Source organism: Bacillus cereus, from assembly GCF_015071065.1.
Classification (GTDB): domain Bacteria; phylum Bacillota; class Bacilli; order Bacillales; family Bacillaceae_G; genus Bacillus_A; species Bacillus_A cereus_BA.
In genome coordinates this window covers 675718-690699 of sequence record NZ_VOVA01000002.1, presented here as the reverse complement: position 1 = coordinate 690699, position 14982 = coordinate 675718, and the positions used below count along the sequence as shown (strand labels likewise).

Genomic DNA, 14982 nt, shown 5'->3' with positions numbered 1-14982 from the left:
ATAAATTTGAAAGCATAGCTTTTTTTATATTAAATCATAAGAATGTCTCGAATTTCTTCCTCAGTTATAGAGGATAATTTCCCTTCTCCTGGCTCAATAATTTCAGCGATTAAGTTTTTCTTACTCTCTTGTAACTCATGCATTTTCTCTTCAATTGTTCCGTGGGCAACTAACTTAATAACTTGCACCGTATTTTTTTGTCCCATTCGGTATGCCCTATCCGCTGCTTGTTGTTCAACAGCTGGATTCCACCATAAGTCGTACAATATAACTGTATCTGCACCTGTTAAATTTAGCCCTGTACCACCAGCCTTTAAAGAAATCAGGAATAAATCCCCTTCTCCTTCGTTAAACCGATTGCATAGCTCCACACGTTCTTGCGCTGGTGTACTCCCGTCTAAATAAAAGTATGGAACTGCTTGACGGTTTAATTCTCGCCCGATTATTGAAAGCATCTTCGTAAATTGAGAAAATATAAGAATTCTCTTCCCTGTACTTCTGCATTCCTCCAAAATTTCTAGCAGCTGATCAAATTTAGCTGAACTACCTTTATAGTCATCAACAAACAAAGCAGGATGACAACAAATTTGCCGTAGTCTCGTTAAACCAGCTAAAACCCGAATTTTATTTTTACGTAACGTATCTTTATCCAAATGTTTTAACGTTTCTTCTCTTAACTTTGCTAAATAAGCGGCATAGAGCCTTTTTTGGTCCGGTAATAGTTCTGATGATTGTAAGTGCTCAATTTTTTCTGGTAGCTCCTGTAATACATCTTCCTTTAACCTTCTTAACACGAAAGGTTTTACCCGCTTCGCAATATCTTCGCGCCTTAAATCACCGAACTCTTTTCTTCCTGGTAATAATTCTGGGAAGACGACATGGAAGATAGACCATAGCTCTTCTAATGAATTCTCTACAGGTGTTCCCGTTAATCCGAATCGATACTCAGCTTGAATCGTTTTCACCGCTCTTGCAGTTTGTGTTGTAGGGTTTTTAAAAGCTTGTGCTTCATCAAGAAATAGTGTATGAAAAGGCCTTGCATACAACCTTATATCTCTTCTCAGTAATGGATATGACGTAATTACGACATCAAATTCTGTTATATCCTTTAAAATTTTACGGCGTTCAGTTTGATTCCCATCTGCAATAACTGCCCGAATATGAGGGGCGAACTTTTTCAATTCACTAAGCCAATTATAGACGAGAGATGACGGAGAAACGACTAATATAGGCATGTTCTTCTCACGAATTTCTGGTAAAACAGAATCTATAAAAGCAATGCTTTGCAGTGTTTTTCCGAGTCCCATATCGTCTGCTAAAATGCCTCCAAAACGGTAATAGGCGAGTGTTTTCATCCACTCGAATCCATACACTTGATACTCTCTCATTTCTGCATGTAAAGTATTTGGTACAGCAAACTTCAATTTTTTCGGGTTTTGAATATTTTCTACTAACTCTTGAACAGAATCATCCAAACTTAAAACATTCTCTTCGTGAAGTCCGTTCATCCATTTTACACTTCGGATAAGCGGAACATTCACTTCTTCCCCATGTAAAAATTCTTTCCGAATACCCGTTTCTTTTACAAATTGATTAATTTCATTAAACTCTTTGCTCTCCAGTGATAATAAAGAACCGTTCGCTAATCGGTAATATTTACGTTTCTCTTCAAGAGCCACTAATACACCTTTAATTTCCGCTTCTGGTATTCCTTTTATATCAAAACGAAATGACAACCAGTCTATTCTCTCTTTTCGTCTAACTCTAATAAGAGGAGCTGTATCCCCTTTATGAATTCGTAATTTGATTGCTGTCGTCGCATAAATATCAAGTAAACCTTTTAATTTTGGAACGACGTGATATAAAAAATTATACTCAGCTTCTTCATTATGCATAAAGTAACCGCCTTCTGTCTTTGCAAAGGCACTTTCATTCATAATTTCTATTATTTCATTTTCCTTTTTCTCATCACGATTAAAAACAGACGGCTGCCCATCCTCTTCTAGCGGATTAATTAAGACGTTTCCATAGTGAAATTCAAGACCTGCTAACAAGCGATTTTTCACTCGATCTAAATACAACTTCGCTTTTAGCGAAGGCGTTTCAACACGATTTGATAAAACTTCATCAATGCGTACAGTTCCGAGTTTCATTAACCCTGGTACAACTTTCGCTACAAAATGCTCCATCTTATTTTCTGGAATATAAAACTGATTGCTATTTGAACGATTCATCATCTTTTGTAGTTCAATAAGTCGCATACAATCTTCAATAGGTAGATGATATAATTTCCCACCGTAAAGAGCGTTGTTATACATATTCATAACTTGTACACGCTTTAGACCGTCTATATGCAGTGTAAAACCGCCATTATTCCCTTTCGTAAATTCAAAATGTAATGGCAATAAACCTTTTGAAACTTCCAGACCATGAAACAGCTGTTCATTTTGTTTCAGCTGCACATACTCAATTTTAGAAAGTAAAGAAAGCATATCATTCCATGAAGCTGGTGGTATTAAAATCATACTGTCATCTTGTTTTGCATGTACTTCTAGCGCATCCTCATACATTTTTTCATTATGATAAATTTTAATAAGTTGCTGAATAATCGCATCCGTTTCTTGCCTGAAGCTATGTACATCCGGTGTATATGTAAATTCACTGGAACAGTTAAAAAGCTCCCTTTTCTCCACTTTAGAAAGAAACTCTCTAATACGATTTACAAAATACGTTTTGGCAAGTTTCAACTGAATTCCTAGAAGTGCCCCACCACTTTTCGTAGCTACTGGTGTACATATAAACTCAACATCTAATATTTCACGTGTATCAAAACGGTGTTGTTTACTTTTTGGCCTCAGTGGTTTATCTGCAAATAACTGAAACATCCCACTTGTTAATTGATCATTTCCACTCATGTTTTCGCGACTAGCAGGGAGCATTACACCCGTTTGCTGATTATAATTTATTTGTATCAATACTGCCGCAACATGTTGACAGTACGTTTGAAAAGACGCTAATGAAGGACAACTACATTTCGCAACAACATCACCTTTTTTAGCTTTTTCTACTGTAACATGAAAATCTTCGTTCCCTTTTACCGTCGCCTCGCAAATTTCTTTATTTTCATCATAATGATTTACTATTACTTTATTTGATTTATAATAAGCTTCGCCTCTTTTATATGAGGTCTCTCCGCACACTTCTTTAATAATTGATTTATTTAATGTAAAACTCATTGCTTTGACACTTCCTTAATGTAAAACCATTTTCTCTTACTTAACATTTTACATGCTCCAAGAGAAAATATAAAATGTTGATTCAACAAAAAAAGATGCTTATTTATAAACACCTCCGACTGTAGGTAAATAGAGTTTCCGTACTTGTCCCTAAGTTCTTAAAACCGCCTATTATACAAGCGGTTATGAAAGCTTCCAGCGTGGTATTTAAATATCTTCTAAATTATTGATGTAAAAGTTTTACCGGCCACCGCATCAACAGTTTAAAAGATATGATTTTATTAAGAAGATCAATAAAAGTTTTTCACACACAACGTTGAGATAGATGTGCCGAATTTTAAGGCGGGGGTCTTACTGTCCATAATAGCGGGATAAAGTAGGCAGTTTACATATTTACATGCGCGCCCTTATACAAAACTGCTATTGCGGCTACTATAAGGATTATCCCCATAAAAGCAGGTGCGGCATGACCAAGTGATACATATATTTGCCCTCCAATGATCGGCCCAATCATTCTTGCTAAAGCTTGAATAGATTGGCTACCTCCTTGAATCCTTCCTTGTTCACTAGAATCGACAGACTTTGAGAGCATCCCATTGAATGAAGGCCCAAAGATCGAATCACCAAAACCAAATATAAACAGTCCAGCGATAAGAAACGGATAAAATGAGAACAAAGCCGATGCTGCAATAAGACTGTAGCCTATAATCTCCGAAACCATTCCGAGAATTGCTATCTGTTTATCAGTAAGCTTTCTCAAAAGTTTTGGCATTATGAAACCTTGTGAAATGATATCTTGGAATCCCATAATTGAAAACATAAGTCCGATTAACGCAGGCTTCCAACTGAAAGTATCCATTGTAAATTGTGAAAAAATTGCCTGTAAAGATCCGTTTGGTATCCAAAGTAAGAACGCTGAGACAAGTAGCCATTTTAAATTTTTCATGGAAAGTATGTTTGCAAGCTGCGTAAATGGATTCAATCTTACAAAGGTAATCTCTTTCAGTCTATTACTCTTGTCAAGACTCTCAGGCATATATAAGATTCCATAAACAACATTTAATAAAGTTATTATTGCTCCAAAATACATAGGTACAGAATAACCAAACTTGGCAAGATATCCGCCTATAGTTGGGCCAATTACAGTGCCTACACCTACAACCGCACTCACCCATCCGAAGTATTTCGTTCTCTGTTCTGGAGGAATGATATCTGCAAAATATGCGAAGATAGTGCTTATGCTCCCTCCTGTTATACCTTCTATTATGCGTCCAGCAAATAGTATCCATAGAGCTCCTCCTATGCCAAAAACTAAGTATCCGATTGCGGAACCGAAAAGGCATACTAAAAGTAATGGACGACGCCCATATTTATCGCTCAAAGCTCCAAGTGCGGGAGCCGCAAAAAATACGCAGACTGCATAAACAGAAGTTAACAGCGTAACAACTATAGCTTGTTCTGCTGAATTACTTGTATACGGCTGCACTAAGAATGGAGCGACAGGTATTATAATACTGAAGCCTATTCCGCAAAGAAACACAGAGATGAGACCGAATATTAAAGCGTGTTTATCTATGATTTGTTCCACATTATGTTCATTATGTGATCTGAATTTGGACATTTAAATTCTCTCCCAAAAAGTTATTTTTGTTTCCTTATCAACAAAACAATAACTCCATTTTATTTCTCTGTCAACAAAATTACAACAATAAAAAAGGCAGTCCATTCTTGGACTGCCTTTCGTTTCATTTTCATTTTTCGAATATATTACGACTTAATATGTATACCTTGTTTCTTTATTTCTGTATCCAAATGCCTACTATACTTCTCCACAAAGCTAAGTATACTATCAAATTCTTCCTCAGTTACTTGATCAAACACAACTTTATCCCGTTCTTCAAACTCTTTGTGCAGGTCTTCATGTATTTTATAAATTTCTTTCCCTTGTTCAGTAAGCCTAAAATAGATTTCTTTCTTATTATCCGACTTCTGATAACTTTCGATAAGGCCTTTTTTTATGAGCTTTTTAGTTATTCTACTTATTGCACCGCGAGTCATATAAAAGGACTCCGCAAGTTTTGTCACGTTAGAATCTACATTTTTTTCAATGTATTCGATGCAATGTACTTCAGAAGAATTATACCCTTTAAGACTGTCTTCCATCTTATCCTTATTAAGCCAAACAATCTTGTTATATAAGTCCCTGAAACCCACTATGACCTGTTCTTCTTTGTTCATGGCCTGCCCTCCTCTCCGTTGGTACATTAACAATATTATATTTATTTTTTGTTTCTATTCCAACAATATTAATATAATTATTTTAGGAATGGCACTATACGTAAAAAAAGAGAGTCAAAAGCATTTAAGCACCAAGAAACTCAGCGTCAATCTGTACAAGTGTATTGTCACTTAAACAAGGCTTTGTCTACAGTCTGAAACACTTACTTATAAGCATCTCTTTTCACTCTATCTCCAGCAACCGTTTCGCCTCAAAATACAACACTTGAATAAACTTTTTCGTATTAATTCGCGTATGTCCAGAAATCGCTACTTCTTCCTTTGTCATTTCTGTCATCCGTTTTCTAACTACAGTGAAATCAAAAAATTTCGGAGCATAGCTTTCAAATTTCGGATTTGAAAAGTCCGTTAATCCTAAGGAAGCTAAATGATTTAACGATTGATAAATTGCTCTACGTACCCTTTGTTCAGATGCTTTTTTCTCTTTATCAATATCCGTATCTAAAGCTATAGCCCCTAATTTCCTTATCGTAATATGATGAAAAATATCTTTTAACGCAGGAAATCCAAATTCAAACGTTTGCTCTTTTTCTTGCCCATATAAATATTCCAGCATACTAAGTAAATCTTTACTTCCATTCTCTCCCGCAATACCGAGCTCTGATAATAAATAGCGCCCTGAATCTGCTATTCTTTTCCCTTCTTGCATTGGCTCATTTCGAACTTGCGGCTGTTCCCACTTGAAAACGTTATTCAATGATTTTTGAATATCATGTATAGAGCGCTCTAAACGAATACGTTCCATTACTTTACGTACAACAGATATAACCTCAATTTTATTTAATGGTTTTGTAATATAATACTCAACACCAAGTGTATACGCCTCACCAATAAGCTGCTTCGATTCAACTTGAGAAATCATAATGATTTTCCCTGTAAAAGAGGATGCAATATGGCGAACTGTTTCAATCCCGTCTCGCATCGGCATTAATAAATCAATAAATAAAATATCTACTTTTTTAAAATTTAGTTGATCTGCTTCAATAAAAGCTCCGTCTTCCGATTCTCCAATTACTTCCCCAAGATCGCCATCTTCAATAATTTGTGAAAGCATGGAGCGGAAAACTTCATCATCATCTACGATATAATAAAACAACTTTATTCCCCTTCCCGCTTTAAACTGCACTCCGGTAAACAAACGACAAACTTACACCCTCTGCCAGTTTCTCGGTCTTCTAATCTTACTTCTCCTCCGAGTTCTGTTACCATTTCGTTTATGTAAGAAAGTCCAATTCCTGTTGATGGTGTTCCCATTTGATCATACTTTGAAGTAAATCCTGGCTTAAATACTAGTTTTTTATATTTTTGCGCAATACCAGGTCCATCATCAATTACTTCAAAGAATATATGTTTTTCAATTTTATATAGCTTAATAATAATAACACCATTATCCTCAATTGCTTCAACTGCATTTGCAACTAAGTTATTGAAAATTGATAAGACCGTATACACATGATATTCTGCATGCTCACCTTCTATATGCTTTGAAAAACGTATATCTTTTTCCAACATGTCAGCGTACTTCTCATTTATTCTCACAATCATTTCCGCAAGCTCATGACCTTCTACATACTCAGCTACATTTTTATCTAATAACAGTTTAGATAATCCTGCAAAAATCCTTTGATTATCCTTTTTTATTTCGTGCACTTCTCCCGCTATTTTCAATGCTGTTTTACTACTTGAATCATCGTTCGCTTGTAAATTACGATATAATTGATACGCTTCTTGTGTAATTAACTCCGCATTTTGTAACGTTTTTTTCAAATGAACAGATTCTACATATAAATTAGAAAGGTGCATCAACATTTTTTCATTTTCTTTTCGCACTTGTGATTCTTTTAATTTCGTTTCATACAAATTCATCATATTTAAAAAACCAAGCGCAAAGAAACTACGAAAAATAGCAATAATAATGAGTTTATTCACTTCAGAAACGGTTATTGTTGTACCGAGCACTAACATATGATAAAACGCAAGTTCTGACATACTTGCGATAATCTCAATTGTAATCCCAAGGCAACCAATAACAATTGGCTTCTGATGAAACTTATTCACCCTACAAAGCGAAAAAAGACTTCCATAAATAAAATAATAAAAGAACACAGGGTAGCGCAAATAAAATGATTCTGTCATATAAAATGACCCTTGCAATACCCAGTCAAGACATACACGGAATAAGACTACAGATATTCCGGCCAGAATACCTGCAACCGCCGCTGGTATTCTTCTTAAAAATAGTAATAAAAAGAAGAAAAGTGGTGTCCCAAAGCTAACGCGAAACGTATCGTTGAAAGGATGAAAATTTAGCTCTCCAGCAATTGGGACAACAATCATTAAAATAATTAAAAGAGATATATCTTTCTTCCATAATTGATTCCAATTCAAAGATGCCACTTCCTATGTATTTTTTCAAAAATGAATAAGGAAAGCCCGCTTATTATTATAAACGGGCTTTTTTTCTATATTCTAACCTTTTCTACCGCTTTTATTTGGCGATACTCCGGTTCCCATATTGCTTCTTTTACTGCAATCTTAATATCGTTATCACTTAAGTTCTCTCTAGCAACACCTTCTGCAACTGCAACTTTCGCTACTTCAATTGCAACCATTTCAGAAATATTACGTAACTCTTCAACTTCTGGCAAAATAGGTGCTCCTGGCTGACTTGTATCTACCATACTTGCAACTGCTTCAGCTGCTGCCGCAAACATACCGTCTGTCATTACGCTTGCACGAACAACAATTGTACCAAGACCTAGTCCTGGGAAGATAAGTGCGTTATTTGACTGTCCAATCACATACGTTACACCGTTATATGTAACTGGTTCAAACGGACTTCCTGTTGCAACTAACGCTCTTCCTTCTGTCCACTCGATTAAATCTGCTGGTTTCGCTTCAGCAAGTGGCGTTGGATTCGACATCGGTAATATGATTGGTCTTTCTACGTGAGAAGCCATTTCTTTAATAATTTCCTCTTTAAATGCACCCGCAACAGTAGATGTACCAATTAAAATTGTCGGTTTTACATGTTTCACAACTTCAGCAAGTCCGATCACATCATTTTGTTTCCACTCACTTACTTCAGCTTCTTTTCTTGCATATGGAATTTGGAAATCAAGAAGATCTTCCATATTATCTGTAACTAATCCGTTACGGTCAATACACCAGAAACGATTATGAGATTCTTCGTCTGATAAGCCGACGCGAACCATTGCATCTCTTACTTGATCTGCGATACCGATTCCAGCCGTACCAGCACCAAACACAACGACACGGTGTTCACTTAACGGTACACTAGAAACTTTTACTGCCGATAATACAGCAGCAAGCGAAACTGCACCTGTACCTTGAATATCATCATTAAATGTACAAACATCATGACGATATTTATCTAAAATTTTTCGTGCATTTCGAGAACTGAAGTCTTCCCAATGTAAAAGTGCTTTCGGGAATTGTTTATTTACCGCTTGTACAAATGTATCGATAAATTCATCGTATGCTTCACCTGTTATACGAGGGTGACGATTTCCAATATAAAATGGATTGTTTAATAGTTCCTCACGATTTGTACCTACATCTAAAATTACCGGTAATACACGGCTAGGATCGATTCCAACTGCGGCCGTATATACAGCTAATTTCCCGATCGCGATGTTAATTCCACCAACACCCCAGTCACCAATTCCTAATATACCTTCTCCATCTGTTACAACGACTAAGTCAATATTTTCAGCTGTTGCACCGATATTTGTGAATGCTTCTTCAATACCTGATGGATCGTTAACTGATAAATAAACACCGCGTGGTTTACGATATTCATGACTGTATCTTTGAATTGCTACACCAACAGTAGGCGTATATACGATTGGTAACATTTCACGTAAATGCTCTGTTAAAATACGATAAAATAATACTTCATTTCGATCATGTAACGCTGTTAAGTATACATTCTTTAATAAATCATCCGGCTGAGAACAGAATTGCTCATACGCTCGGCGTGCTTGTTCATCTAACGTTAAAACTGCTGGTGGCAATAACCCCTTTAGTCCTAACTCTTCTCTTTCTTCTTGCGTGAAAGCTACCCCTTTATTTAAAAGTGGTGTTGCTAATACTTCTACTCCTCTTAATGCTGTTTCTAATGAACCATTAGAAGCCACTGTAAACTTACTCATAACATCCCTACCCCTATTCGTATATATCATTTCTATATTGTAAACAAAAAAGAGGGGATTGTCCCCCTCTTCTTTTAATTTTTCTTTAAAAGAGTTGCTCCTGCAATCCCTGGATGTGTCATTTCGAATGGGTCTAGAATTAACTCTAAGTCTTCTTGTGACAATACACCATTTTTCACACATAGTTCTCGAACGGATTGCCCTGTCGCAATTGCTTCTTTCGCAACGCGAGCTGCTGCTTCATAGCCGATATGAGGGTTCACGGCTGTAATAATTCCTACACTCTTCTCAACATACTCTTTTAAGCGATCTTCATTCGCTTCAATTCCTTTTAAGCAATTATCTGTAAAGGCACGGAAACCGTTATTCATAATGCTAATAGATTGAAGTAAGTTGAAAACAAGTACTGGTTCCATAACATTTAATTCTAATTGTCCTGCTTCTGAAGCAAGGCAAATTGTATGGTCGTTACCAATTACTTGGAACGCAATTTGATTAATTACTTCTGGCATAACAGGGTTTACTTTCCCTGGCATAATAGATGAACCTGGTTGACGAGCTGGTAGCATAATTTCCGCTAATCCAACGCGTGGACCTGATGCCATTAAGCGAAGGTCGTTCGCAATTTTAGACATGTTCATCATACATACTTTTAATGCTGCAGATACTTCAGTGTACGCATCAGTATTTTGCGTCGCATCCACTAAATCTTCCGCACCAACAAGCGGTAGTTCACTAATTGTAGCTAAATGTTTTACAACTGCTTCAATATATTCTGGATCTGCATTTAAGCCTGTACCAACTGCAGTCGCTCCCATATTTACTTCATATAAATGTTGGCGTGATTGCTTAATACGTTTCATATCACGTTCAAGTACACGAGAATATGCTTTAAATTCTTGTCCGAGACGAATTGGCACAGCATCTTGTAAATGTGTACGACCCATTTTAATAACATGGTCGAACTGTTCTGCTTTTAATTCAAATACATCATGCATATAACCCATCGTTTGTAATAAGCCTTCTAATGCATTTAATGTTGCAATATGAATCGCTGTTGGGAATGCATCATTAGTTGATTGTGCCATATTCACATGACTGTTTGGACTAATATAATGATAGTCTCCCTTTTCCATTCCTAATAATTCAAGAGCACGATTGGCAATGACTTCATTTGCGTTCATATTCATTGAAGTTCCTGCACCGCCTTGGATTGGATCTACGATAAAATGATCATGCCATTTCCCATCAAGAATTTCTTGTGATGCTTCTGCGATAGCACCACCCTTTTTCAATTCCAATCTTCCTACATCTGTATTAGCAAGTGCTGCCGCTTTTTTTACAATTGCTAACGCTTTAATTAAACCTTCATGGACTTTGTATCCTGTAATTGGGAAATTCTCTACTGCACGCATTGTTTGTACACCGTAGTACGCATAATTTGGCACTTCTTTTTCACCTAAAAAATCTTTTTCAATTCGTACACCGTTTGTAACTTCAGTTAATACTGTCATGATTACTCACTCCTTAACGATTTCTTATGCTGCTTTTGTTTGTGTGACTGTTTCTACATATTGTTTTGCTTTCTCATCATCGAATTCGCCTTCCCACTTCGACATAACAATGGCAGCTAATGCATTTCCTAATACATTGACAGCTGAGCGAATCATATCTAAAATGCGGTCAATCCCCGCAATTAATGCGATGCCTTCTAACGGTAATCCCATTGATCCTAACGTTGCTAATACAACAACGAATGATGCACCCGGAACTCCCGCCATACCTTTGGATGTTAACATGAGAACGAATAATAGCGTTATTTGCTCCGTCAGTGACATGTGAACACCGTACATTTGTGCAACAAACAATGCCGCTAACGCTTGATAAATAGCTGATCCAGTCAAGTTAAATGTATAACCTGTCGGAATTACGAAAGAGGCAACTGCCTTTGGACAACCGAACTCTTCCATCTTTCTCATTATATTAGGTAAAACGGCTTCTGAACTTGCTGTCGTAAATGAAAGAATAAGTTCTTCTTTTAAAATTTTCATTAATGTAAAAATGTTTACTCCGACCATTCGTGCATTAATACCTAATACAATCACAACGAATAGTATAACAGTTACATATACAGCTAGCACTAGTTTTCCTAAAGGAAGTAGTGTGCCTACACCAAATTTTGCAACCGTAACAGCAATTAATGCGAATACACCAAATGGTGCAAATTTCATAACTTGATTTGTAACCCAAAACATCGCTTCGAGTACACCTTCAAAGAAATTAAAGACAGGCTTTCCTTTTTCTCCAATTGCCGCAACTCCTAAACCGAATAATACGGAGAAGAATATAATCGGTAATAAGTCACCTTGCGAGATAGATTCAAATACGTTTTTCGGTACAATGTGAACAATCGTTTCAGCAAAACCTTTCTTCTCTGTAGCATCTGCTGTTTGTTTATAAGAAGAAATATCGCTTTGCTGTAAATTATTCATATCAACGCCAGTACCTGGTTGGAATATATTCGCTGCAAGTAATCCCATTAAAATAGCAATCGTCGTAATAATTTCGAAATAAAGAATTGTCTTACCGCCCAGTTTCCCAAGCTTTTTCATATCTCCTACACCAGCTACCGCAACAATTAATGCTGAAATAACAATCGGTACTACAATCATCTTAATTAAATGAATAAATATATCCCCAACTGGTGTGATATAAGAAATCGCCGTTTTATTGCCATAAAAGATTGCCCCTACTACAATCCCTAAAACAAGTGCGACAAAAATTTGTGTTGCCAATCCGAATTTTTTCATTTATGTTCATCCCCTTTATGCGAACGCTTTCATTTCGTATTTATAAAAGCTTACTCACACATCATATAGGCGAACCTACAAAATCATACAAAAACCTACAAGTTCGTCACAAAAAATTCAAAAATTCTTCTTATCTTATTCATTGACACCTTTTCTTAAAAAAGAAATAAAATAACCTTGATAAAACATCAGATTATTTCGTATAATCAAAAAGATATACGTATTCAAAATAAATGGGGATGAAAAGGAGTGGATGTTATGAAAAATCACGCGAAGAAGTTCATCATATCTATTTCTTTTCTATTTCATTTTCTTACGAAGGAACAAAGGCATTCGCCTTTGTTCCTTTTTTATTGCGATCTATATAGGGGGAATTGTTATGAAGCCATATAAACGTGTCTTAATTAAATTAAGCGGCGGAGCACTTGCTGACCAATCTGGAAATAGCTTTAACTCCAAACGATTAGAACATATTGCAAATGAAATTTTATCCATTGTTGATTTAGGTATCGAAGTCTCCATCGTCATTGGCGGTGGTAACATTTTCAGAGGTCATCTAGCTGAGGAATGGGGAATTGATCGTGTAGAAGCTGATAATATCGGTACGTTAGGTACGATTATTAACAGCTTAATGCTTCGCGGTGTTCTAACAAGTAAAACACATAAAGAAGTACGCGTAATGACTTCTATCCCTTTTAATGCGGTAGCTGAACCTTATATTCGCCTACGCGCAGTACATCATTTAGATAACGGTTATGTTGTCATATTCGGAGGTGGTAACGGGCAACCATTCGTTACAACAGATTACCCAAGTGTACAGAGAGCAATTGAAATGAATAGTGACGCCATTTTAGTCGCAAAACAAGGAGTAGATGGTGTCTTTACAAGCGATCCAAAACATAATAAATCAGCAAAAATGTACCGAAAACTGAACTATAACGATATTGTTAGACAAAACATACAAGTAATGGATCAATCGGCTTTATTGCTTGCTCGGGACTACAATTTACCAGCACACGTCTTTAACTTTGATGAGCCTGGAGTTATGAAGAAAATATGTTTAGGGGAACATGTGGGGACGTTGATTAATGATGATGTTACGATGCTTGTGCATGAAAAATAACTATTTCCCATCAAAAAAGGGTGTCTTTTATAGACACCTTTTCTTCATTAATTATCACAAATAAAAATCAACCAATCCCGCCACTTTCTCCTTACAACGCTCCCAGAAAGATAAGTTGTCAAAAAACGTTTTTGTCATCTTTTTCGAATCATGAAAGTCTTGCGTTAGCGCTTCGTTAACTTGTGCTACAATTGGCCCACCATGAATATACAAATTCATCTCATCATTTATATAGAAACTTCGTGCAGTTATGTTCGTTGTACCGATAACGGTTAATTCATTATCAATAAGCATTAACTTTCCATGAAACATCCCTTTTTTATAACCGTATACCGTAATCCCGTTATTAACAGCTTGACGAATATAAGGGTATGCAGCCTCTTTAATAAGAGGAATATCCGGTTTATATGACCAGAGTATTTTTACTGTAACACCACGCTTTTGCGCTCCAATTAAAGTATTCATTAATTCTTTATTTTTCGCTATAAAATATGGTGTTGTAATGACAATCGAATGCTTCGCTTGTTTTATTAACTCTATATATTTTTCAGCGACCTGGTGCCCATTGTAACTAGCCATAGTATGTAATGTGTTCCCTTTACTAGCCTTATTCGTACTTCTTTTTATCTCTTCTTTCGTATCTCGTTGCCAATCTAAAGCAAACTGCTCTTCTAAATCTTTTGCTCCTTCTCCTCTTATACGCACATGGTAGTCACGCCAATATCCAAAGCGCTTATCTTTCCCTAAATACTCATCTCCCATATTAAATCCACCCGTATAACCAATTTCCCCATCAATCGTTGTAATACGGCGATGATTACGGTGATGAAGAGAATAAAATCCGAATGGCAATTCAGGTTTTCTACTATACGTAAAATGAACACCACTTTCCTGTAATTCTTTTTTCATCTTTCTTTCAAATGATAAATCATTTATTAAATCAACCGATACGTATACGTTTACTCCTTCTTTTGCTTTCTCTTTTAATAAGTTTAAAAATGTATGACTACTTTTGTCATCTGAGAGAATATAAAAGTAAGTATAAATGGATTGTTTCGATTCCTTTATATCCGTAAACAACTGTTTATAAAGCGACTTCCCTTCTACATATAATTGAAAATCACTATAATGAGACGCATACTCTGTCGGCATATTTTCCCCAGCTTCCATTTTCCTACCTAAAGTAACGTCAATATGCATCCAAATTAACATAAAAACTAAAATAGCAATAATAATAGAAGTAATTCGCAATATTTTTTTAATCATTTTGATTTCCTTCCGCTCATATTACTTATTATTTCGTAGTGTTTCATTAAATTATTTTTTCATACGAAATGTCT

At 36.0% G+C, this 14982-nt stretch carries 10 protein-coding genes; 1 reads left to right on the top strand and 9 read right to left on the bottom strand.

Annotated features, from left to right (window positions below; translation table 11 throughout):
* Positions 1–29: 29 nt before the first annotated feature.
* The 8 genes from FT637_RS09640 to FT637_RS09605 all read right to left on the bottom strand — a co-directional run bounded on the left by FT637_RS09640 (position 30) and on the right by FT637_RS09605 (position 12519).
* Positions 30–3236: an SNF2 helicase associated domain-containing protein gene (locus tag FT637_RS09640; RefSeq protein ID WP_193646058.1), complete on the bottom strand. Its 3207-nt coding sequence runs from the start codon at positions 3234–3236 to the stop codon at positions 30–32.
* Positions 3237–3621: 385 nt separating this feature from the next.
* Positions 3622–4857: an MFS transporter gene (locus tag FT637_RS09635; RefSeq protein ID WP_193646057.1), complete on the bottom strand. Its 1236-nt coding sequence runs from the start codon at positions 4855–4857 to the stop codon at positions 3622–3624.
* 146 nt (positions 4858–5003) lie between these two features.
* Positions 5004–5474 (bottom strand): MarR family transcriptional regulator, encoded by a 471-nt coding sequence (locus FT637_RS09630; RefSeq protein ID WP_193646056.1) that lies wholly within the window; start codon positions 5472–5474, stop codon positions 5004–5006.
* 223 nt (positions 5475–5697) lie between these two features.
* Positions 5698–6630 carry a response regulator gene (locus FT637_RS09625; RefSeq protein WP_193646055.1) on the bottom strand — a complete coding sequence of 311 codons (933 nt, stop codon included), beginning with the start codon at positions 6628–6630 and terminating at the stop codon, positions 5698–5700.
* 2 nt (positions 6631–6632) lie between these two features.
* Positions 6633–7931, bottom strand: coding sequence for an ATP-binding protein (locus FT637_RS09620; protein WP_193646054.1), 1299 nt, complete (start codon positions 7929–7931; stop codon positions 6633–6635).
* Positions 7932–7996: 65 nt separating this feature from the next.
* Positions 7997–9709 carry an oxaloacetate-decarboxylating malate dehydrogenase gene (gene malS / locus FT637_RS09615; protein WP_193646053.1) on the bottom strand — a complete coding sequence of 571 codons (1713 nt, stop codon included), beginning with the start codon at positions 9707–9709 and terminating at the stop codon, positions 7997–7999.
* Positions 9710–9783: 74 nt separating this feature from the next.
* On the bottom strand, positions 9784–11223 hold the full coding sequence (aspA, locus tag FT637_RS09610) for an aspartate ammonia-lyase (RefSeq protein ID WP_193646052.1): 1440 nt from the start codon (positions 11221–11223) through the stop codon (positions 9784–9786).
* 24 nt (positions 11224–11247) lie between these two features.
* Complete coding sequence (locus FT637_RS09605; protein WP_193646051.1) at positions 11248–12519, bottom strand: cation:dicarboxylate symporter family transporter; 1272 nt, start codon at positions 12517–12519, stop codon at positions 11248–11250.
* 379 nt (positions 12520–12898) lie between these two features.
* On the opposite strand from FT637_RS09605, the gene pyrH reads away from it, so the two are divergent.
* Positions 12899–13642 (top strand): UMP kinase, encoded by a 744-nt coding sequence (gene pyrH, locus FT637_RS09600; protein WP_193646050.1) that lies wholly within the window; start codon positions 12899–12901, stop codon positions 13640–13642.
* 54 nt (positions 13643–13696) lie between these two features.
* On the opposite strand, the gene cls is transcribed toward pyrH, so the two are convergent.
* A complete protein-coding gene (gene cls, locus FT637_RS09595) occupies positions 13697–14908 on the bottom strand; it encodes a cardiolipin synthase (RefSeq protein WP_193646049.1) in 1212 nt (403 codons plus the stop codon).
* Positions 14909–14982: the final 74 nt, after the last annotated feature.

Bases quoted from the DNA above. Each gene is read 5' to 3' on its own strand.
- cls (WP_193646049.1), bottom strand. From the start codon at position 14,908: ATGATTAAAAAAATATTGCGAATTACTTCTATTATTATTGCTATTTTA.
- pyrH (WP_193646050.1), top strand. From the start codon at position 12,899: ATGAAGCCATATAAACGTGTCTTAATTAAATTAAGCGGCGGAGCACTT.
- FT637_RS09605 (WP_193646051.1), bottom strand. From the start codon at position 12,519: ATGAAAAAATTCGGATTGGCAACACAAATTTTTGTCGCACTTGTTTTA.
- FT637_RS09635 (WP_193646057.1), bottom strand. From the start codon at position 4,857: ATGTCCAAATTCAGATCACATAATGAACATAATGTGGAACAAATCATA.
- FT637_RS09640 (WP_193646058.1), bottom strand. From the start codon at position 3,236: ATGAGTTTTACATTAAATAAATCAATTATTAAAGAAGTGTGCGGAGAG.
- aspA (WP_193646052.1), bottom strand. From the start codon at position 11,223: ATGACAGTATTAACTGAAGTTACAAACGGTGTACGAATTGAAAAAGAT.
- malS (WP_193646053.1), bottom strand. From the start codon at position 9,709: ATGAGTAAGTTTACAGTGGCTTCTAATGGTTCATTAGAAACAGCATTA.
- FT637_RS09630 (WP_193646056.1), bottom strand. From the start codon at position 5,474: ATGAACAAAGAAGAACAGGTCATAGTGGGTTTCAGGGACTTATATAAC.